The sequence below is a fragment of the Streptomyces sp. NPDC096132 genome, from assembly GCF_044763345.1.
Taxonomy (GTDB): domain Bacteria; phylum Actinomycetota; class Actinomycetes; order Streptomycetales; family Streptomycetaceae; genus Streptomyces.
Map to the genome: position 1 here is coordinate 1 of NZ_JBIWGA010000033.1, position 21531 is coordinate 21531.

Genomic DNA, 21531 nt, shown 5'->3' on the forward strand with positions numbered 1-21531 from the left:
GAAATGGTGACGGACGAGGAACGCGACTACATGTACGCGGAATACGCGAAGGACCCGCGGATGCGCGCCAACATCGGCATCCGCCGCCGCCTCGCGCCCCTCCTCGACAACGACCGCAACCAGATCGAGCTCTTCACCGCGCTCCTGCTGTCCCTGCCCGGCTCGCCGATCCTCTACTACGGCGACGAGATCGGCATGGGCGACAACATCTGGCTCGGCGACCGCGACGCCGTGCGCACCCCCATGCAGTGGACACCTGATCGCAACGCGGGTTTTTCGTCCTGTGACCCCGGGAGGCTGTTCCTGCCGACCATCATGGACCCCGTCTACGGCTACCAGGTCACCAACGTCGAGGCGTCGATGTCGTCGCCCTCGTCGCTGCTGCACTGGACCCGCCGGATGATCGAGATCCGCAAACAGAACCCGGCCTTCGGGCTGGGGACGTACACCGAACTGCAGTCCTCCAACCCCGCTGTCCTCGCGTTCCTGCGCGAATACGAGGACGACCTGGTGCTGTGCGTGCACAATTTCTCGCGTTTCGCACAGCCCACGGAGCTGGATCTGAGCCGGTTCAACGGGCGCTACCCGGTCGAGCTGTTCGGCGGGGTGCGTTTTCCGGCCGTCGGTGAGCTGCCCTATCTGCTCACCCTGGCCGGGCACGGCTTCTACTGGTTCCGGCTCCGCAGGGAAGCCGCCTAGAACTCCGATCGCGGGGCGGTTTCCCCCGCCCCGCCCGGGGCACGCATCAGTAGCACCCCGCCCTCCCGGGGAAAGGAATGTGACGCCATGGCGAAGACTGTCACACGTTCCGGCAGCTCCGGCACGACAAGCCCGGGCCTCCTCGCGTCACTGGACCCACTGCTGCGGGAGTGGCTGCCCCGGCAGCGCTGGTTCGCCGGCAAGGGGCGTCCGGTCACCGGGTTCTCGCTGGTCGCGGCCACCGAGCTGCTGCCGGCCGGCACCCGGCTCGGCCTGTACCACCTGCTGCTGCGGGCACACCAGCCGGAGAGCCCCGGCGACTGCTACCAGCTCCTGATCGGTGTGCGCGAGGCCCTGCCGCCCCGGCTGGCGCCCGCGCTGATCGGTCATGTGACGGACGGACCGCTCGCCGGACGGACCGTGTACGACGGCCTGTACGACACCCGGCCCGCCGAGCTGCTCCTGGAGGCGCTGCGCAGCCGGGCCCGGATCGGCGCCCTGCGCTGCGAACGGGACCCCGACCAGGAGATCCGGTCGGGTCTGGTGCCGCGGCTGATGACCGCCGAGCAGTCGAACTCGTCGGTCGTCTACGGAGATACGTTCATCCTGAAGCTGTTCCGCCGGGTCGCCCCCGGCGTCAATCCCGACCTGGAGCTCCCGCTGGCGCTGGCCCGCGAGGGCTGCCCCCGGGTGCCGGCGCCGACGGCCTGGATGGAGACGGACGTCGACGGCGACCCGTACGTTCTCGGTGTGCTCCAGCCCTACGTCCAGGGCGCCACCGACGGCTGGGAGCTGGCGCTGCGCGAGCTGGCCAAGGGGGAGGACTTCGGCGAGGAGGCGCGGGCGCTGGGGCGGGCCACCGCCGAGGTGCACGGGGCACTGGCCCGGGCGCTGCCCACGGCGACGCTCGGACCCGCGCAGATACAGCCGATGGTCGACGGCATGACCGTACGCCTCGACGCGGCGGCGCAGGCGGTGCCGGCGCTGCGGCCGTACGCGCCCGCGCTGCGCACCGCCTTCACCGCGCTCGCCGATCTCGCCGTCGAGGGGCACACCTGGACCGCCCAGCGCGTCCATGGCGACCTGCACCTCGGTCAGTGCCTGCGGGCGCCGACCGGGCAGTGGTCGCTGATCGACTTCGAGGGCGAGCCGGCCCGGCCGCCGGCCGAGCGCAGGATGCCGCAGCCTGCGGTGCGGGACGTGGCGGGGATGCTGCGGTCCTTCGACTACGCCGCCCACTCGGCCGACCCGCCGGCCCCCGGCTGGGCACACGCCTGCCGCGCGGCGTACTGCTCGGGGTACGCCGAGGTGGCCGGCCGCGACCCGCGCACCGATCCCGTCCTGCTGCGGGCCTTCGAGACGGACAAGGCGGTCTACGAGGTCGTCTACGAGGCCCGGCACCGCCCCGACTGGCTCCCCGTCCCGCTGTCCGCGATACACCGCCTCGCCGCTCCCGACCTGCCTTGAGGAGGCCCCGCACGTGACTCCCCCGAAGAAGAAGGCCACCGAGAAGAAAGCGGCAGCCGAGGAGGCGGCGGGCAAGAAGAAGGCGGTGGCGAAGAAGACAGCGAAGACCACAGCCGCGAAGACCACAGCCGCGAAGAAGACGGCGGCGAAGAAGGCCGCGCCGGCCAAGACGGCGACGGCCAAAGCGGCGGCGGCCAAGACGGCGACGGCGAAAAAGGCGACAGCCGACGCCGCTCCCGCCAAGACGACCTCCGCGGCGAAGAAGGCCCCCCTTGCCAAGAAGGCGCCCGCGGCGAGGAAGACGCCCTCCGCCCCGAAGCTCCCGAGCCGGCCGCCGGAGGCACCCGCCGCCGACCGTGGGCGGCTCCTGCACGGCACCCATCACGACCCGCACTCCGTGCTCGGCGCGCACCCGGTGCCGGGTGGGGTCGTCTTCCGTGCCCTGCGCCCGTACGCGCGGTCGGTCACGGTCGTCGCGGGCGGGCTGCGGGCCGATCTGCACGACGACGGGGACGGTTTCTTCTCCGGGCTGCTGCCCCTGACGGAGGTCCCGGCCTACCGGCTCCTCGTGGCGTACGAGGGCACGACCGTGGAGACCGAGGACGCGTACCGCTTCCTGCCCACGCTGGGCGAGCTGGACCTGCACCTGATCGGTGAGGGCCGGCACGAGCAGCTGTGGACGGTGCTCGGCGCGCACCCGACGGAACACGAGGGCGTGGCCGGCACGCGGTTCTCGGTGTGGGCGCCGAACGCGCGCGGGGTGCGGGTGGCCGGGTCGTTCAACTTCTGGGACGGCACGGGGTTCCCGATGCGGTCGCTGGGCTCCTCGGGGGTGTGGGAGCTGTTCGTGCCGGGGGTCGGCGAGGGCGAGCTGTACAAGTTCGACATCGCCCGCGCCGACGGCTCGCACACCCTGCGCGCCGACCCGCTGGCCCGGCGCACGGAGGTCCCGCCGGCGACCTCGTCGGTCGTGACCTCCTCGGCGTACGAGTGGGGTGACGAGGAGTGGCTGGCCCGGCGGGCCGAGACACCCGTGCACGAGGCGCCCTTCTCGGTCTACGAGGTCCATCTCCCCTCCTGGCGGCCCGGCCTGACGTACCGTCAACTCGCCGAGCAGCTGCCCGCCTATGTCAGGGACCTCGGCTTCACGCACGTCGAGCTGATGCCGGTCGCCGAGCATCCCTTCGGCGGCTCCTGGGGCTACCAGGTCACCGGTTTCTACGCGCCCACGGCCCGGCTCGGTGGCCCGGACGACTTCAAGTACCTGATAGACGCGCTGCACCGGGCCGGGATCGGCGTCCTCATGGACTGGGTGCCGGCGCACTTCCCGCGCGACGAATGGGCGCTGGCGGAGTTCGACGGGCGGCCGCTGTACGAGCACGAGGACCCGCTGCGCGCCGCCCACCCCGACTGGGGGACGCTGGAGTTCGACTTCGGGCGGCGCGAGGTGCGCAACTTCCTGGTGGCCAACGCGGTGTACTGGTGCGAGGAGTTCCACATCGACGGGCTGCGGGTGGACGCCGTCGCCTCGATGCTCTACCTGGACTACTCGCGCGAGCCGGGCCAGTGGACCCCGAACGAGCACGGCGGGCGGGAGAACCTGGACGCGGTGGCGTTCCTGCAGGAGATGAACGCGACGGTCTACCGGCGCTGCCCGGGCGTCGTGACCGTCGCCGAGGAGTCGACCGCCTGGGACGGGGTCACCCGGGCCACCCACCACCGGGGCCCGAGCGGCTTCGGCGGGCTCGGTTTCGGCCTGAAGTGGAACATGGGCTGGATGCACGACTCGCTGCAGTACATGAGCCACGAGCCGGTGCACCGCAAGTACCACCACCACGACCTGACCTTCTCGATGGTGTACGCGTACAGCGAGAACTACGTCCTGCCCATCTCCCACGACGAGGTGGTGCACGGCAAGGGCTCACTGGTGTCGAAGATGCCCGGCGACTGGTGGCAGCAGCGCGCCAACCTGCGGGCCTACCTGGGGTTCATGTGGGCCCACCCGGGCAAGCAGTTGCTGTTCATGGGGCAGGAGTTCGCGCAGGGCGCCGAGTGGTCGGAGGCGCACGGGCCCGACTGGTGGCTGCTGGACCCGGCGTACGGCGCCGAGGCCGACCACCGGGGCGTGCGCGACCTGGTCCGCGACCTCAACGCCGTCTACCGCTCGGCCCCCTCGCTCTGGCAGCGGGACACCGACCCGGCCGGCTTCCAGTGGGTGGTCGGGGACGCCGCCGACGACAACGTCTTCGCCTTCCTCCGGTACGACGCGGAGGGCACCCCGCTCCTGTCCGTCTCCAACCTCTCCCCCGTCGTCCGCCACGACTACCGCCTCGGCGTCCCCGACGACATCCCGGCCTGGCACGAGACCCTCAACACCGACGCGGAACGCTACGGCGGCGGCGGCATCACCCACCACGACCCCGTCAAACCGGAACCCCAGCCCTGGCACGGCCGACCGGCCAGCATCCGGCTGGCGCTGCCACCGCTGGCGACGGTGTGGCTGCGCCCGGCATAGGCGCTCCGCTGGGGGTGCCGTCAGGGGCCGTCGTTCGTCCGCGGCGTCATCGTGGCTGGTCGCGCCCCGCGGCGGGGCCGCATGATGTCAACGCCCCGCGCCCCTTCAGGGCGCTGCGCGCAGCGGCTTCGCCCCCCGCCTAGCTCTCCTTCTTGCCCCCGAACATCAGCCGTCGCAGTGCCGCCAGCAACCCCCGCGCCTGCCCTTCCTGATGGGGAAGGGCGGGGAGTCGATCCGGGTCGGGGCGGTGGAGGGACGGGGCGTCGTGGGTCAGTTCGTAGCGGACCGGGAGGACCTTCAGGCCCCGGACCACCGGGCCCGAGCGCCAGGGCAGCTGGTCGGGCGGGAGGGTGAGTTCGGCCTGGGCGAAGTGGTCGAAGACCCGGCCCACGGCGGTGGAGACGATCAGGGCGCCGAGTTCGCGGGCCGCGCTCGGGCACTGGTGGGAGCCCGCGCCCCAGCCGAGGTGGGCGCGGGTGGAGACGGTGGAGCCGACCATGTGGGACGAGCTGATGGCCAGCAGGTCCTGGTGGGCGGCGGCGGAGGACGGGGAGACGATGTCCCCGGCGCGGATCCAGAACCGGCCGAGTCGTACGTCCCGGGCGGCGAACCGGAAGCACATGTTGGCGACGGGAGGGTTGGCCAGGGCGGCCCGGTTGACCGTCTCGCCGAGCTGCCCCGCCGAGAGGCTGCGGCGGACCGTGGCGTTGCCGCGCAGCACCTCCAGCAGGGTGTTGAGGACCATGTTGCCGGTGATGTCGTTGAGGTAGACGGCGTTCATGAACAGCTCCCGGCCGAGCTGTTCGTCGCTGAGGTCCGGGTCGGCCAGCATCAGGTACGAGGTGAGGTCGTCGCCGGGGCGGGCCCGGCGGTGGGCGGCGAGCCGGGTGAAGGCGGCCAGCGCCCGGCCGGTGGCGGGGCCCGCGTCGGGGCCGCCGTCCAGCATCCGCCACAGGTCCATGACCAGTTCGTCGCCGAGTTCGACCGGGCAGCCGAACAGCTTGGTGGTGACCATCAGCAGCAGCGGCCGGGTGTACTGGGCGCCCAGGTCGGCGAAGCCGGAGCGGCCCGACTCGGCGGCGAGCAGGGCGACCAGCTCGTCGGCGTACCGGGCGACCGCCGTACGCAGTTCCCAGCCCTCGGGGCTCTTGGCGTCCTGGAAGGGGCGCAGGGCGCTGTGGTGGGTGCGGCGGGCGGCGCGGTGCTCCTCGTCGTCCATGAACATCATCTGGCGCACCTCGTAGCCCGCGAGCAGCGGCCAGTCGCGGGGCAGCTCGCCCTGCGCCCGCGCGCGCCAGTGCCGTACGTCCCGCCGCCACTGGCTCTCGTTCTTCAGGACCTCCAGGACCTCCCGGTAGTCCAGAACGAGCCACACCGGTACGCCCATCAGGCCGACGGGCGCGACGGGGCCGTACTGAGCCCGCAGCCGCCGGTACACCGCGCCGGGATCGGCGTCGAACTCCGCGGTGAGCAGCGGCTGGACGGGCAGCGCCCCGAGACCCGGGCTGTCGGCCGGTGCGGTGGCGTGGGGCTGGGCTTCCATACGGCAACGCTTACCGCACCGGCCGTGCACGCGCAGTGATCACGGCACGAACTGTTACGTCTTGGTGATCCCGCGTTACGTCAGCGCTGCCACCAGCGCCTTCGGCAGCTCCTTGGTATGGACCACACCGAGCCGCTGGGTGGCCCGGGTGAGGGCGACGTAGAGGTCGCTGGTGCCGTACAGGGCCGGCTCGACGACCAGCACCGAGTCGAATTCCAGCCCCTTGGACTGCCGCGGGTCGAGCAGGACGACGGTCCGCGTCAGATCCGGCTCGGCGCCCGCCGTCACCCCCTCCAGCCGTGCGGCCAGCTTGCGGTGCAGATGGCGCGGGGCGATGACCGCGAGCCGGCCCTCGGCGGGCGTCAGCTCCTTCACCGCCTCGGCGACGGCGCCGGGCAGGTCGTCGGTGGCGCGCACCCAGGGCCGTACCCCGGTCGACCGCACCGAGCTCGGCGGTTCGAAGCCGGGGTTCTCGGCGCGTACGACGGCCGCCGCGACGTCCATGATCTCGGCGGGCGTGCGGTAGTTGACGCCGAGCCGGGTGTGCTCCCAGCGGTCCTGCACGTACGGCTCGAGGATCTTCGCCCAGGAGCCGACGCCCGCCGCCTCCGCGGTCTGCGCCGGGTCGCCGACCAGGGTCATGGAGCGGGTCGGGCTGCGCCGCATGAGCAGCCGCCACGCCATCGGGGACAGCTCCTGCGCCTCGTCGACGATGATGTGCCCGAACGCCCAGGTCCGGTCGGCGGCTGCCCGCTCGGCGGCGCTGCGGTGGTCGTCCTCCTCCTGCCGCTCGGCGAAGCGTTCGGCGTCGATGATGTCGTGCGCCGACAGCACCTCGGAGGCATCCGGATCACCGTCTTCCTTGTCCTCGAACTCGTACGTCCGGGAGGCGTACGACACGTCCAGCACGCCCTGCGCGTACGCCACCTGGGTCTCGCGCTCCCGCTCCGCGCGGGCCCGGGCCACCCGCTCGTCCACGCCCAGCAGCTCGGCGGCCTCGTCGAGCAGCGGTACGTCGGCCACGGTCCAGGCCCGGGTCACCGGACGCCGGACGGCGGCCGCGTCCTCGTCGGGGAGGTGGCCGACGGGGTCGGCGAGGAAGTCCGCGACCAGGCGCTGCGGGGTCAGTCGCGGCCACAGCTGGTCGACGGCGGCCCAGACCTCGGGGTTCTCTGCGAGCTCGTCGCGGATCTGGGTGATGTCGGAGGCGTCGAGGAGGCTGGAGCCGTCGTAGGGGTCGGTGCCGACGCGCTCGGCGTACAGCTCGGTGAGCGTGTTGAGGATGTGGCCCTCGAAGTGTTCACGGGCCACGTTGTGCGGCAGCCGCGCTGCCCGGGTGCGCTCGCGGGCGACCCTCACCAGGCCGTCGTCGAGCATCAGGACCTCCCGGTCGTGCTCGATGGTGATCACCGGGTCCGGCAGCGACTGCCAGTCGCGTACGACCTCGGCGAGCACGTCCGCCATGTCGGCGCGGCCCTTCACGGCGGCGGCCTCGCGGGTGTCCGTCGCCGTCGCCCTGACGCCGGGGAACAGCTCCCCGACCGTCGCGAGCAGCACGCCGGTCTCGCCGAGCGAGGGCAGCACCTCGCCGATGTAGCCGAGGAAGGCGGGGTTGGGGCCGACGATGAGGACGGCGCGCTTGGCGAGGAGTTCGCGGTGTTCGTAGAGGAGGTAGGCGGCGCGGTGCAGGGCGACGGCGGTCTTGCCGGTGCCGGGTCCGCCCTCGACGACCAGGACCCCTCGGTGGGGGGCGCGGATGATCTCGTCCTGCTCGGCCTGGATGGTCTGCACGATGTCGTGCATACGGCCGGTGCGCGCGGCGTTGAGCGCGGCGAGCAGGACGTCGTCGCCGGCCGGGTCCTCGTGGCCGGTGCGCTCCCGGTCGCCGAGGTCGAGGATCTCGTCGTGCAGGGCGGTGACCGTGCGGCCCTCGGTGGTGAGGTGCCGGCGGCGGCGCAGGCCCAGCGGGGTGTGGCCGGTGGCCAGGTAGAAGGGGCGGGCCACGTCCGCCCGCCAGTCGATCAGGACCGGTGTGCGTTCGGCGTCGTCGGCGCGCAGCCCGATCCGGCCGATGTGGTGGCTGACCCCCGAGGTTAGGTCGATGCGGCCGAAGCAGAGCGAGCCGTCCACGGCGTTCAGCGCGGCCAGCAGCCCCGAACGTTCGGCGACCAGGATGTCCCGCTCCAGTCGGGCCTGCATGGGCGTGTTGCCCTGGGCGAGCGCGTCCGTGACGGAGGTCTCGGTGTCACCGCGCAGGGCGTCCACCCGGGCGTACAGGTCGTCGATGAATTCCTGCTCACGCCGCAATTCACTGTCTGGAAAGTCGGTGTTTGACAATTCCACTCCCGCCCGGATATACTGTGCTCACTGAACTTCTCTGCGACTCGATAATCTCGAAGTCGCAAAGCATCGAATATACGCAAAGAAATCCCCCGAGCGCAATTGCCCGGGGGATTTCTTTGGTTCGGTGCAGGTCAGAGCACGTCGGACAGCTCCTCCAGGAGTCGGCGCTTCGGCCGGGCACCCACCATGGCCTTCACCGGCTCACCGCCGCAGAAGACCATGAAGGTCGGCATCGACAGCACCTTGTAGGCGTTGGTCGTCCCCGGATTCTCGTCCACGTTCAGCTGCACCACCTTCAGCCGGTCGCCCTCCTCGAAGGCGAGCGCCTTCAGGACCGGTGCCATCTGCCGGCACGGCGGACACCAGTCGGCGGTGAACTCCACCAGGACCGGAAGATCCGCCCCCAGCACTTCCGCCTCGAAGTCCGCGTCCGTCACCGCGGCCACACCGTCCACTTCGATCACAGCTCCTGCCCTCCCAGTTCACACAACGGCGGTTCGCCCCCGGCCACGGCGAGCCGCACCCCGATCCGGGCCCTGATCTGCTGCAGTTCCCCGATCAGCGCGTCCAGCTCGTCGAGCTTGCGCCGGTAGACGGCGAGCGAGGCGGGGCACGTGTCGCCCTCCGGGTGACCGGCCCGCAGACACTCCACGAACGGCCGCGTCTCCTCCAGGTCGAACCCGAAGTCCTGGAGCGTCCTGATCTGCCGCAGCAGCTTCAGGTCGCTCTCGTCGTACGTCCGGTGTCCGTTCTCACCCCGCCGCGCGGGCAGCAGCCCCCGCGACTCGTAGTACCGCAGCGTCCGCGTGGTGGTCCCGGCCCGTGCGGCCAGCTCGCCGATTCGCATGCGTACGAACGTACGGCTTGACGCCGACGTCAAGGCAAGAGCGGTTTCCTCGCCACCGGAGAGGTGAGCACGATCGAGGTCGTCGTGCGGCCCAGCGCGGAGACCTCTTCCAGCACCTCCTCGAGGTGGACCGTGTCACGGACGGCGACCTTGAGGATCCAGCAGTCCTCGCCGACCACGTGGTGCACCTCGGTGATCTCCGGGCGGTCGATCAGCTCCAGGGTCCTCGGGTGCCTGAGGTTGTAGCCGCCGTGCGGGCTGACCCGGATGAACGCCTGGATGCCGTAGCCGAGCCGGGCCGGGACGACATGGGCGCCGTAGCCGCTGATCGCGCCGGCGGCCTCCAGCCGCCGCACCCGCTCGGTCACGGCCGCCGGGCTGAGCCGGACCCGGCGCCCGAGCTCGCTCAGCTTGATCCGGCCGTCCGTCTGCAGATGCTCCAGGATCTGCCGGTCCACCGCGTCGAAGGCCACCGAGGTTTCGTCGGCGGCGGCTCGCGGATACCGCTGTTCTTTCGGAGAGACGGCCTGAACTCCCATGGTTCCCCCTTCAGGACGGGCAGGTACGCCGAGAGAATTATGGTCATGGAAAAGCCACGAGAGGTACTGGTCATCGGAGGGAACCGCTACTTCGGAAAGCGGCTGATCGCACGCCTCCTGGCCGCCGGGGACCGGGTGACGGTGCTGAACCGCGGATCGTCGCCGCCGACGACGGGCGCCGAGCACCTCGCCGCCGACCGCGACGACGAGAACTCCCTGACCAAGGCCCTCGGCTCGCGCACCTTCGACGTCGTCGTCGACCAGGTCTGCTACACCCCGCGCCAGGCGGCGCTCGCCCTGCGGCTGTTCACCGGCCGCACCCGCCGGTACGTGATGACGTCCACGGTCGAGGTGTACGAGTACGAGGACTCCATCGCGCCCGTCCGGGAGACGGACCTCGATCCGCTCACCGTGCCCGTCGACCTCGGACTCCCCTGGCAGGACCCGGAGTTCCTCGACTCCCGCTACGGCGAGGGCAAACGGCAGGCGGAGGCGGTCTTCGCGGCCGCACCGGACTTCCCGTACGTCGCCGTCCGCGTCGCCCATGTCCTCGGCGGCGAGGACGACTTCACCGGGCGTCTGGAGCACTACGCGTCCCGCGTCCGCATCGGCGAGCCGGTCACCGTGCCGGTGGTCAACCGACCGGCCACGTACATCCACGTCGAGGAGATCGCCGACTTCCTGTTCTGGGCGGTGGGCGAGGACTTCACCGGCCCCGTGAACGCGGCCTCCCACGGCACGCTGCTCACCGGGGAGCTGGTGGCGGCGGTCGCCGCACGGGTGCCGGGCGGCACCCCGCGCTTCCGGGAGGTCGAGGTCGGGGAGGTCTCCCCCTTCGCCTTCCGCCGCTTCTACGGCATGGACAACTCCCGCGCCACCCGGCTCGGCTTCACCTTCGGCAACGTACGGCAGTGGCTGCCACGGGCCGTCGCCGAGACCCTCGCGAAGGGCGGCCACTGACATGCGGTACCGCACACTCGGCGGTCTGCGGGTGAGCGCGATCGGGCTCGGCGCCATGCCGCTGTCCGTCGAGGGCCGCCCGGACGAGGCCCGCGCCCTCGCCACCGTGCACGCCGCCCTCGACGCGGGCGTGACCCTGATCGACACCGCGGACTCCTACCACCTGCCCGGCGCCGCCCCCGGCCACAACGAGTACCTCGTGGCCCGCGCTCTCGCCGCCCGCGGCGGTGACACGGACGACGTGCTGGTGGCGACGAAGGGAGGCCGGGGCAGACCCGCGGACGGCAGCTGGACGGTGACCGGCACGCCCCGCCACCTCAAGGCGGCCGCCGAGGCCTCCCTGAGACGCCTGGGCGTCGAGGCGATCGGCCTCTACCAGCTGCACAAGCCCGATCCCCACGTGCCCTTCGAGGAGTCGGTCGGCGCACTGCGCGACCTCCTCGACGAGGGCAAGATCCGGCTGGCCGGCGTCTCCAACACGGACACCGCGCAGATCCGCACGGCTCACCGGATCCTCGGCGACCGGCTGGTGTCCGTGCAGAACCGGTACTCGCCCGCCGTGCGGGACAGCGAGGCAGAGCTGCGGCTGTGCGCGGAACTGGGCCTCGCGTTCCTGCCGTGGAGTCCGCTGGGCGGCATCTCCCGCAGCTCCCTGGACGGACCGTCCGCCGCGGCCGCCGAGACGCGCTTCGGCGCCTTCCACGCCGTGGCCGCCGAGCGCGGGGTCAGCCCCCAGCAGGTCTGCCTGGCCTGGCTGTCGGCCCGGTCGCCGGCCGTCGTCCCCATCCCGGGAGCGAGCCGCCCGGAGACGGTCCGGGACTCGGCGGGGGCGGCCGACCTGGTGCTGGAGGAGGAAGAGCTGGCCCGGCTGGAGGGTCCGGCGGGCCAGGGTGTTCACACACGAAAAAGACCGGGCGGCTGAGCTACGGGGGAGTACTCAGCCGCCCGGATCCTGGCCGGGTGTCCGGCCCCGGTTCAGGCGGGGCCGGACACCCGGGGTTCGGGGGTCCTGCGGGTCTTGCTGGTCTTTCGGGTCCTGCGGGTCCTGCGGGTCCTGCGGGTCCTGCGAGGACGGTTCAGGCCTTGGCGAGTTCCTTCTCGCCGTCCTCGCGCGGCTCGGGCACCTCGCCGCCGGTGACGGTCTCGCCCTCGTCGAGCAGGGTCTTCTCGTCGAAGGGCAGCTCGCCCGCCAGCACCTGCTGGACGCGGGCCTTGTCGATCTCCTTGGTCCAGGTGCCGACCAGGACGGTGGCGACCGCGTTGCCGGCGAAGTTGGTCAGGGCGCGGGCCTCGCTCATGAAGCGGTCGATGCCGACGATCAGGCCGACGCCGTCCACCAGGGCCGGCTTGTGGGACTGGAGCCCACCGGCCAGCGTGGCCAGACCGGCGCCGCTGACGCCCGCCGCGCCCTTGGAGGCGAGGAGCAGGAAGAGCAGCAGCGGGATCTGCTCACCGATCGACATCGGCGTACCGAGGGCGTCGGCGATGTAGAGGGACGCCATGGTCATGTAGATCATGGTGCCGTCGAGGTTGAAGGAGTAGCCGGTCGGGACGGTGATGCCGACGACGGGCTTGCTGACACCCAGGTGCTCCATCTTCGCGATGAGGCGCGGCAGCGCGGACTCGGAGGAGGAGGTGGACAGGATCAGCAGGAACTCACGGGCCAGGTACTTGAAGAGCGTGAGGATGTTCAGGCCGGCCACGATGCGCAGCAGCGCGGCGAGCACGATGAAGACGAACAGGAAGCAGGTCACGTAGAAGCCGAGCATCAGCACGGCGAGGCTCTTGAGCGCGTCCAGACCGGCCGAGCCGACCACCGCGGCGATGGCGCCGAAGGCACCGATCGGGGCGGCCCACATCACCATGGCGAGGATGCGGAAGACGAGCCGCTGGATGTGCTCGATGCCGCGCAGCACCGGCTGGCCGACACTGCCCATGGCCTGCAGCGCGAAGCCGGCGAGCAGGGCGACGAGGAGGGTCTGCAGGACCTGGCCCTCGGTGAAGGCGGACAGGAACGTCGTCGGGATGATCGACAGGACGAACTCGACCGGCGGCAGTGCCTCGTCGGAGACCTGGTCGTGGCCGGTCGCCTTGATCGCGTCGGTCAGGTGCAGTCCGTCACCCGGGTGGAGGATGTTGCCGACGACGAGGCCGATGCTCAGCGCGACCAGCGACATCACCAGGAAGTAGCCGAGCGCGATACCGCCGACGGCGCCGACCTTGGCGGCCTTCCGTACCGAGCCGATGCCCAGGACGATCGTGCAGAAGATGATCGGCGAGATCATCATCTTGATCAGGGCCACGAAACCGGTGCCGAGCGGCTTGAGCTCGACGCCGAGGTCGGGCCAGATCAGACCGACGGCGATGCCGAGCGCCACCGCGGCGATGACGGCGATGTAGAGATAGTGGGTGCGGTCCCGCTTCCCAGCGGGTGCGGCAGGTGCCGTATTCGGGGTGGTGCTGGCGGCCACGGCTGCCCTCCTTGACGTCTTCGTCGGCATCACCGGCGTGCGGCTCACGTCCGGGGAGATAAGGGGAATGCAGTGACTATCTCCGGGCCTGTGAGGGCGGTCACCCTTACGTTCATTTAGTTCGCGCTTAACACGGGAGGCACACTGACGACATGCGCATTCCCGTCCGTGTGCCGAGACCCCGCAGCCTGGCCGGCCAGCTGTTCGCCATGCAGGCGGTGCTGATAGCGGTCCTGGTGGCCGGGTACGCGCTGTTCACCTACGTCAGCGACCGCACCCAGGCCGAGGAGGCGGCGGGCCGCCAGGCCACCGCGGTGGCCCGCTCGGTGGCCGACTCCCCCTCGGTACGGGCGGCGATAGGCACCGCGAACCCCACCGCCGAGCTCCAGCCGTACGCCCTGCGCGTCATGAAGGACACGGAGGTCGACTTCGTGACGATCATGACCCCGGAGGGGATCCGCTGGACCCACCCGGACCAGGACCAGATCGGCCAGCGCTTCCGGGGCAACACGGCGAAGGCCCTGGCGGGCGACACCTTCACCGAGACCTACACCGGCACCCTGGGCGCGTCCGTCCGCGCGGTCACCCCGATCAAGGACGACCACGAGAAGATCATCGGACTGGTCAGCGCGGGCATCAGGGTCGAGGCGATCAGCAAGCGGGTCCAGGACCAGGTGACGACCCTGTTCGCGGCGGCGGCCGCGGCGCTGCTGCTGGGCGCGGTCGGTACGTACGTCATCAACGCCTCCCTGCGCCGCCACACCCACGGCATGAACGCGGGCGAGCTCAGCCGGATGCACGACTACCACCAGGCGGCGCTGCACGCGGTGCGCGAGGGGCTGCTGATGCTGGACGGGCAGTACAGGGTGGCGCTGATCAACGACGGCGGGCGGGAGCTGCTGGGGGTGTCGGAGGAGGTCGTGGGGAGGTCGGTGGCGGAGCTGGGCCTCCCGGCCCCGCTGACGGGCGCGCTGCTGGCCTCGGAGCCCCGGGTGGACGAGGTGCACCTGGCGGCGGACCGGGTGCTGGTGGTGAACACCTCGCCGGTGTCCGGCGGCGAGCGCCGGGGCACGGTCGTGACGCTCCGGGATGTCACCGAACTCCAGTCCCTGATGGGCGAGTTGGACTCGGAACGGGGCTTCACCCAGGCGCTGCGGTCGCAGGCGCACGAGGCGGCCAACCGGCTCCACACGGTGGTGTCGCTGATCGAGCTGGGCCGCGCGGACGAGGCCGTCGACTTCGCGACGGCGGAACTGGAACTGGCGCAGGCACTGACCGACCAGGTGGTGGCGGCGGTCAGCGAGCCGGTGCTGGCGGCCCTGCTGCTCGGCAAGACGGCCCAGGCGAACGAGCGGGGCGTGGAGCTGGTGGTGGCGCGGGAGAGCGGCCTGGACGACGGACTGCTCCCCCCGTCGCTGCCGGCCCGGGACCTGGTCACCATCCTCGGCAACCTCATCGACAACGCGGTGGACGCGGCGCAGGGGAGCGTGCGGGCGCGGGTCACGGTGACCGCGTGCACGAAGGGGGACGAGTTGCTCCTGAGGGTGGCGGACACGGGCGCGGGGGTGGATCCTGCCCACGCCTCCCTGGTCTTCGAACGGGGCTTCTCGACGAAGCCCTCGGGGCCCGGGGGGCGTGGTCTTGGTCTCGCCCTGGTCCGGCAGGCCGTACACCGGCACGAGGGGACGCTGTCGGTGGCGGAGGCGGAAGGGGGCGGGGCGGAGTTCGTGGTGCGGCTGCCGTTGCGGCGGGTGACGGCGGTGCCAGGAAGCGAGGGATGACGGAAGTGCCGGAAGTGCCGGGCGGTGAGCCCATCAGAGTGCTGGTAGTCGAGGACGATCCGGTGGCCGCGGACGCGCATGTCATGTACGTCGGCCGGGTGCCGGGTTTCGTCGCGGTCGGAAAGGCGCACACGGGCGCGGAGGCCCGGCGCCTCCTCGACCGCACGCCGGTGGACCTGCTGCTGCTGGACCTGCACCTGCCGGACGCGCACGGGCTGCAACTGGCCCGCTCGTTGCGGGCGGCGGGCTATCACGCGGACGTCATCGCGGTGACGTCGGCGCGCGATCTGACCGTCGTCCGGGAGGGTGTCTCCCTGGGGGTCGTCCAGTACGTGCTCAAACCGTTCACGTTCGCCACGCTGCGGGACCGGCTGGTCCGCTACGCGGAGTTCCGCGGCGCGGCCGGCGAGGCGAGCGGCCAGGACGAGGTCGACCGCGCGCTGGCGGCTCTCCGCGCGCCCAGTCCCGCGGCGCTGCCCAAGGGATTGAGCGCACCGACCCTGGAACGGGTGACGGAGGCGGTCCGCGAGGCGACGGAAGGCCTGACCGCGGCGGGCGTGGCCGAGGCGGTGGGCATCTCCCGGATCACCGCCCGCCGGTACCTGGAGCACCTGGTCGAGGCGGGGAGGGCGGAGCGAAAGCCGTTGTACGGGCAGGTGGGGAGGCCGGAGCTGGTGTACCGGTGGGTGAAGGGGGCGGGGAAGACACGCTGAGCCCGTCGGCGGCGCCACCGGGAAGTCGGCCGGCGCCGCCCCCGGTCATGCCGCCCCGCTCCCACCCCCGGACGGCACGGCATACCGCACCACGAACACCCCCAGGCCCACGAGCGAGCCCGCCTCCACCACGCTCAACACCAGCAGCCCCGACGTCACCTGGCCTCCGCCCCAGTACACGACCAGCGCGGCCAACGGCACGACACAGAAGGCGAGCAGGTCCACGACGCACTGCACGACCTTCCGGGACGTCCGACGGGAGTCACCGCGATGGAAGGTCTCCCAGCCGAACACCTCCGCAGAACCCGCCATCGCGGCCAGCCGAGGCCCCAACTCCCCCCGCACATACCGCCCGATCGCCGAGATCTTCTCGTCGTTGACCAGGTAGGTCCACCCGAGCACCACGCACACCGGCGGCAGCGCGAGCAGCATGGCCGTCTGCCTGGCCTGAGCGGCGGCGGCGATCACGGCCGCGACGACCGCCAGCGTCACGTACAACAGGTTGTCCCGGAACCCGATCCGAGCCTTCTGCTCGTCCTTCACACTCTGGTACTCGACCAGCAGCAACTGCCCCGCGTTGACGTCCTGTTCGGCCACACCGACCGCCCCTCCCCCGATGAACCCGGCAGTACCTCAATGGGTGTTCACAACACCCCGTCCCTGAACGGCTCCACCCCCACCACCCGCCGCACCTTCACCGGCTCGATGAGCAGCATCACCCGTCGTTCCCCCTCCAGCAGCCATGGATACCGGGGCTCCCCGATGTACTTCAGGGTCAGCCGGTCCATCGCGCGCTCCGCCTCCTCGCCCTCCACGAACCGCACCACCCGGCCCCGTATCTCCACCCGGTCATAGGGATTCGCGGTGTCGTGGTGGGACAGCGAAACCCAGGGGTTGCGCCGCAGGTTGCGCTCCTTCACGCGCCCGATCGACGTGTTGACCATGACGTACTCGCCCTCCAGGTCCGCCCACATGGGCGAGACCTGGGGGGCTCCGTCCGGCCCCACCGTCGCGAGGTGCCAGAAGTTGGGCGCGAGCACCCGTTCCCGTGCGTGGGCGTCCAGTGCGGCGTTGACTTCGTAGAGACCGTCCATGGGGCGACCGTCCCCCGAAAGCCCGACGGGGAAACGGGGCGACGGGACTAGAAGACGGACTCCGCCTCGTCCATGCGGTCCTTCGGGACCGTCTTCAGTTCGGTCACCGCCTCAGCCAGCGGCACCATCACCACGTCGGTGCCGCGGAGCGCCGTCATCCTGCCGAACTCGCCCCGGTGCGCCGCCTCCACCGCGTGCCAGCCGAAGCGGGTGGCGAGGACACGGTCGTACGCCGTGGGCACGCCGCCGCGCTGGACGTGGCCGAGGATGACCGGGCGGGCCTCCTTGCCGAGTCGCCTCTCCAGCTCGTACGCGAGGGCCGTGCCGATGCCCTGGAAGCGCTCGTGGCCGAACTTGTCGATCTCGCCCTTGCCGTAGTCCATGGTGCCCTCGGCGGGATGGGCACCCTCCGCCACGCACACCACCGCGAACTTCTTGCCGCGCGCGAAGCGCTCCTCGACCATCTTGACGAGGTCGGCGGGGTCGAAGGGGCGCTCGGGGAGGCAGATGCCGTGGGCGCCCGCCGCCATGCCCGACTCCAGGGCGATCCAGCCCGCGTGCCGGCCCATGACCTCGACCACCATCACGCGCTGGTGGGACTCCGCCGTCGTCTTCAGGCGGTCCATCGCCTCCGTCGCGACACCGACCGCGGTGTCGAAGCCGAAGGTGCGGTCCGTGGAGGAGATGTCGTTGTCGATCGTCTTGGGGACGCCGACCACCGGGAGGCCGGCGTCGCTCAGCATGCGCGCGGCCGTCAGCGTGCCCTCGCCGCCGATCGGGATCAGCGCGTCGATGCCGAAGTCGTGGATCATGTCCGAGGCGCTCTCGCATGCCTCGCGCAGCCGGTCGCGCTCCAGTCGCGAGGAGCCGAGGATCGTGCCGCCGCGGGCGAGGATGCCGCTCACCGCGTTGAGGTCGAGCGCGCGGTAACGACCGTCCAGGAGACCCGCGTAGCCGTCCTCGAAGCCGATGACCTCGTCGCCGTAGTTGTCGACCGCGCGGTGGACCACCGACCGGATCACTGCGTTCAGACCGGGGCAGTCGCCACCTGCGGTGAGAACTCCGATGCGCATCGTGCTGTGTCTCCTGCTCGCTGTCGGTACCGGTGAGCCAGGTCCGATTGTTTCACGCCGCCGAGGGCACTGTCTCTTGACGGGCGCCATATCCAGGCCCAGGGGTATTGTCAAGAGGGTTCTGCTCACCCAGGTGGGCGATTTTTGTACGCCCGGAGAACAAGACCAGAAGAAACGGAGAGCGCGCGTGACCCGCAGCGTGTACGTGACCGGTATCGACCGCGGCGACGGCCGCCAGGTCGTCGAGCTGGGGGTCATGGAGCTTCTGACCCGACAGGTCGACCGGGTGGGCGTGTTCCGCCCCCTCGTCCACGACGGCCCCGACCGGATGTTCGAGCTGCTGCGCGCCCGCTACCGGCTGGCGCAGGACCCGGCGACCGTCTACGGCATGGACTACCACGAGGCGTCCGCCCTCCAGGCCGAGCAGGGCGCGGACGAACTGGTGTCCACCCTCGTCGAGCGGTTCCACCTCGTCGCCCGGGACTACGACGTCGTCCTCGTCCTGGGGACGGACTACGCGGACACCCAGTTCCCGGACGAGCTGGCACTCAACGCGCGCCTCGCCAACGAGTTCGGCGCGTCCGTGATCCCCGTCGTCGGCGGCCGCAAGCAGACCGCGGAGTCCGTCCTGGCCGAGACGCGCAACGCCTACCGGGCCTACGAGGGACTCGGGTGCGACGTCCTCGCCATGATCGCCAACCGCGTCGCCCGCGAGGACCGGGAGGAGATAGCCGAGCGGCTCACCGGCCGGCTCCCCGTCCCCTGTTACGTCCTGCCCGACGAGCCCGCCCTCTCCTCGCCGACCGTCTCGCAGGTCACGCACGCCCTCGGCGCCAGGGTCCTGCTCGGCGACGACTCGGGCCTGGCCCGCGACGCCCTCGGCTTCGTCTTCGGCGGCGCGATGCTGCCGAACTTCCTCAACGCCCTGACCCCGGGCTGTCTGGTCGTCACCCCCGGCGACCGGGCCGACCTGGTCATCGGCTCGCTCGCCGCGCACAGCGCCGGCACCCCGCCGATCGCCGGGGTGCTGCTCACCCTCGACGAGGTCCCGAGCGACGAGATCCTCACCCTCGCCGCCCGCCTCGCCCCCGGCACCCCCGTCATCTCGGTGCCGGGCAACAGCTTCCCCACGGCCGAGCAGCTGTTCTCCCTGGAGGGCAAGCTGAACGCGGCGACCCCGCGCAAGGCCGAGACCGCCCTCGGACTCTTCGAGCGGCACGTCGACACCGGCGACCTGCTCAAGCGGGTCTCCGCGCCCAGCACCGACCGGGTCACGCCGATGATGTTCGAGCACAAGCTCCTCGAACAGGCCCGCGCCGACAAGCGGCGGGTCGTGCTCCCCGAGGGGACCGAGGAGCGGGTGCTGCACGCCGCGGAGGTGCTGCTGCGCCGCGGCGTGTGCGACCTCACCCTGCTCGGGCCCGTCGAGCAGATCCGCAAGAAGGCCGCCGATCTGGGGATCGACCTGGGCGACTGCCAGATCGTCGACCCGGCCACCAGCGAGCTGCGCGACGCTTTCGCCGAGAAGTACGCGCAGTTCCGCGCCCACAAGGGCGTGACCGTGGAGCTGGCGTACGACGTGGTCTCCGACGTGAACTACTTCGGGACGCTCATGGTGCAGGAGGGGCTCGCGGACGGCATGGTCTCCGGGTCCGTGCACTCCACGGCCGCCACCATCCGGCCCGCCTTCGAGATCATCAAGACCAAGCCGGACGCCTCGATCGTGTCGTCCGTCTTCTTCATGTGCCTCGCCGACAAGGTCCTCGTCTACGGCGACTGCGCCGTGAACCCCGACCCGAACGCCGAGCAGCTCGCCGACATCGCGATCCAGTCGGCCGCGACCGCCGCCCAGTTCGGCGTGGAGCCGCGGATCGCCATGCTGTCGTACTCGACGGGAACGTCCGGGTCGGGCGCCGACGTCGACAAGGTGCGCGAGGCCACCGGGCTGGTACGGCGCGAGCGCCCCGACCTCAGGATCGAGGGGCCGATCCAGTACGACGCCGCCGTCGAGCCGAGTGTCGCCGCCACCAAGCTGCCGGACTCCGAAGTCGCGGGCCAGGCCAGCGTGTTGATCTTCCCGGACCTCAACACCGGCAACAACACCTACAAGGCCGTGCAGCGTTCGGCCGGCGCGATCGCCGTCGGACCGGTGCTGCAGGGTCTGCGCAAGCCCGTCAACGACCTGTCCCGGGGTGCCCTCGTCCCGGACATCGTCACCACCGTCGCCATCACGGCGATCCAGGCCCAGACCCTCGACCAGAAGGTTCCCCAGCAGTGAGCGCAACCCGCGTCCTCGTCCTCAACTCCGGCTCCTCGTCGGTGAAGTACCAGCTGCTCGACATGAGCGACGGCATTCGGCTGGCGAACGGGCTCGTCGAGCGCATCGGTGAGCAGACCTCGCGGCTGAAGCACACCCCGCTCGCCGGCGGCGGCGAGGGCCGCGAGTGGACCGGGCCGATCGCCGATCACGACGCCGCCCTGAAGGCCGTCGCGGAGGAGCTGGCCAAGGACGGGCTCGGGCTGGACTCGCCCGAGCTGGCCGCCATCGGGCACCGGGTGGTGCACGGCGGGAAGTCCTTCACCGAGCCGACGGTCGTCGACGACAGGGTGCTCGCGGAGATCGAGCGGCTGATCCCCGTCGCACCGCTGCACAACCCCGCCAACCTGACCGGGATCCGCACCGCGCTGGCCCTGCGGCCCGACCTGCCCCAGGTCGCCGTGTTCGACACCGCCTTCCACACGACGATGCCGGAGTCCGCCGCCCGCTACGCGATCGACGTGGAGACCGCCGACGCGCACCGGATCCGGCGGTACGGGTTCCACGGGACCTCGCACGCGTACGTCTCCCGGGCGACGGCGAAGCTGCTCGGCAGGGCACCCGAAGAGGTGAACGTCATCGTGCTGCACCTCGGCAACGGGGCGTCCGCCTCCGCCGTACGGGGCGGCCGGTGCGTGGACACCTCCATGGGGCTGACGCCCCTGGAGGGGCTGGTGATGGGGACGCGCTCCGGGGACACCGATCCGGCCGTCATCTTCCATTTGGCGCGCGTTGGCGGAATGTCCATCGATGAAATCGACACTCTCCTCAACAAGAGGAGCGGGCTCGTCGGACTGTGCGGTGACAACGACATGCGGGAGATCCGGCGCCGGATCGACGAGGGCGACGCACGGGCGAAGCTCGCCTTCGACATCTACATTCACCGTCTGAAGAAGTACATCGGCGCCTATTACGCCGTACTCGGGCGGGTGGACGCGGTCGCGTTCACCGCGGGGGTGGGCGAGAACGCGGCCGAGGTGCGCGCGGCGGCCGTCGCGGGCCTGGAGACCCTGGGCCTGGCGGTGGACGGCGGGCTCAACGCCGTACGCGGTGACGAGCCCCGGCTGATCTCGCCCGCGGACGCCCGGGTGGCGGTCGCCGTGGTGCCGACGGACGAGGAACTCGAGATCGCCACGCAGACGTATGCATTGGTCGTACGGACAAACTGA

18 protein-coding genes are annotated in these 21531 nt (G+C 71.3%); 9 read left to right on the plus strand and 9 right to left on the minus strand.

What is annotated here, in order from left to right; genetic code table 11:
* From ACIRF9_RS44590 to glgB, 3 genes are all read left to right on the plus strand, one after another.
* Nucleotides 1-699, plus strand: a 699-nt coding sequence (locus tag ACIRF9_RS44590; protein ID WP_403834986.1) for an alpha-glucosidase C-terminal domain-containing protein, incomplete at its 5' end; no start/stop codon positions are given.
* Nucleotides 700-786: 87 nt separating this feature from the next.
* Entirely contained in the window at nt 787-2166 is a 1380-nt protein-coding gene (locus ACIRF9_RS44595; protein WP_403834989.1) for a maltokinase, read from the plus strand.
* 13 nt (nt 2167-2179) lie between these two features.
* A complete protein-coding gene (gene glgB, locus ACIRF9_RS44600) occupies nt 2180-4681 on the plus strand; it encodes a 1,4-alpha-glucan branching enzyme (RefSeq protein ID WP_403834991.1) in 2502 nt (833 codons plus the stop codon).
* 139 nt (nt 4682-4820) lie between these two features.
* On the opposite strand, the gene ACIRF9_RS44605 is transcribed toward glgB, so the two are convergent.
* From ACIRF9_RS44605 to ACIRF9_RS44625, 5 genes are all read right to left on the minus strand, one after another.
* Nucleotides 4821-6224: a cytochrome gene (locus ACIRF9_RS44605; protein WP_403834993.1), complete on the minus strand. Its 1404-nt coding sequence runs from the start codon at nt 6222-6224 to the stop codon at nt 4821-4823.
* A gap of 75 nt (nt 6225-6299) precedes the next feature.
* Nucleotides 6300-8579 carry a HelD family protein gene (locus tag ACIRF9_RS44610; RefSeq protein ID WP_403835182.1) on the minus strand — a complete coding sequence of 760 codons (2280 nt, stop codon included), beginning with the start codon at nt 8577-8579 and terminating at the stop codon, nt 6300-6302.
* A 119-nt stretch (nt 8580-8698) separates the two neighbouring features.
* Nucleotides 8699-9031 carry a thioredoxin family protein gene (locus ACIRF9_RS44615; protein WP_403834996.1) on the minus strand — a complete coding sequence of 111 codons (333 nt, stop codon included), beginning with the start codon at nt 9029-9031 and terminating at the stop codon, nt 8699-8701.
* Nucleotides 9028-9414, minus strand: a complete 387-nt coding sequence (locus tag ACIRF9_RS44620; RefSeq protein WP_403834999.1) for a MerR family transcriptional regulator — start codon at nt 9412-9414, stop codon at nt 9028-9030. The genes ACIRF9_RS44615 and ACIRF9_RS44620 overlap by 4 nt, the downstream gene beginning before the upstream one ends.
* A gap of 29 nt (nt 9415-9443) precedes the next feature.
* Complete coding sequence (locus tag ACIRF9_RS44625) at nt 9444-9953, minus strand: Lrp/AsnC family transcriptional regulator (protein ID WP_403835002.1); 510 nt, start codon at nt 9951-9953, stop codon at nt 9444-9446.
* Between the two features lie 45 nt (nt 9954-9998).
* On the opposite strand from ACIRF9_RS44625, the gene ACIRF9_RS44630 reads away from it, so the two are divergent.
* Entirely contained in the window at nt 9999-10913 is a 915-nt protein-coding gene (locus tag ACIRF9_RS44630; RefSeq protein ID WP_403835004.1) for an NAD-dependent epimerase/dehydratase family protein, read from the plus strand.
* A gap of 1 nt (nt 10914) precedes the next feature.
* Nucleotides 10915-11835, plus strand: a complete 921-nt coding sequence (locus ACIRF9_RS44635) for an aldo/keto reductase (protein ID WP_403835007.1) — start codon at nt 10915-10917, stop codon at nt 11833-11835.
* A gap of 154 nt (nt 11836-11989) precedes the next feature.
* Here the strand turns inward: ACIRF9_RS44635 and ACIRF9_RS44640 are convergent, their stop codons facing one another.
* Nucleotides 11990-13414: a cation:dicarboxylate symporter family transporter gene (locus ACIRF9_RS44640; protein ID WP_403835185.1), complete on the minus strand. Its 1425-nt coding sequence runs from the start codon at nt 13412-13414 to the stop codon at nt 11990-11992.
* Nucleotides 13415-13536: 122 nt separating this feature from the next.
* Between ACIRF9_RS44640 and ACIRF9_RS44645 the strand changes: the two genes are divergently transcribed.
* Nucleotides 13537-15165 carry an ATP-binding protein gene (locus ACIRF9_RS44645; RefSeq protein WP_403835010.1) on the plus strand — a complete coding sequence of 543 codons (1629 nt, stop codon included), beginning with the start codon at nt 13537-13539 and terminating at the stop codon, nt 15163-15165.
* A complete protein-coding gene (locus ACIRF9_RS44650; protein WP_403835013.1) occupies nt 15162-15878 on the plus strand; it encodes a response regulator in 717 nt (238 codons plus the stop codon). Before ACIRF9_RS44645 ends, ACIRF9_RS44650 begins: the two co-directional genes overlap by 4 nt.
* 45 nt (nt 15879-15923) lie before the next feature.
* Here the strand turns inward: ACIRF9_RS44650 and ACIRF9_RS44655 are convergent, their stop codons facing one another.
* The 3 genes from ACIRF9_RS44655 to ACIRF9_RS44665 are packed head-to-tail and all read right to left on the minus strand — an operon-like array spanning nt 15924 to nt 18045.
* Nucleotides 15924-16475: a hypothetical protein gene (locus tag ACIRF9_RS44655; protein ID WP_403835016.1), complete on the minus strand. Its 552-nt coding sequence runs from the start codon at nt 16473-16475 to the stop codon at nt 15924-15926.
* Between the two features lie 47 nt (nt 16476-16522).
* Nucleotides 16523-16972 (minus strand): PPOX class F420-dependent oxidoreductase, encoded by a 450-nt coding sequence (locus tag ACIRF9_RS44660; protein ID WP_403835019.1) that lies wholly within the window; start codon nt 16970-16972, stop codon nt 16523-16525.
* 47 nt (nt 16973-17019) lie between these two features.
* Entirely contained in the window at nt 17020-18045 is a 1026-nt protein-coding gene (locus ACIRF9_RS44665; protein WP_403835021.1) for an ATP-dependent 6-phosphofructokinase, read from the minus strand.
* A 187-nt stretch (nt 18046-18232) separates the two neighbouring features.
* Here ACIRF9_RS44665 and pta point away from each other — a divergent pair, with 187 nt between their 5' ends.
* Both pta and ACIRF9_RS44675 read left to right on the plus strand, forming a co-directional pair.
* The gene (pta, locus tag ACIRF9_RS44670; RefSeq protein WP_403835024.1) at nt 18233-20323 is read left to right on the plus strand and encodes a phosphate acetyltransferase; all 2091 of its coding nucleotides are present in this window, start codon (nt 18233-18235) and stop codon (nt 20321-20323) included.
* Nucleotides 20320-21531 carry an acetate kinase gene (locus ACIRF9_RS44675; RefSeq protein WP_403835027.1) on the plus strand — a complete coding sequence of 404 codons (1212 nt, stop codon included), beginning with the start codon at nt 20320-20322 and terminating at the stop codon, nt 21529-21531. The genes pta and ACIRF9_RS44675 overlap by 4 nt, the downstream gene beginning before the upstream one ends.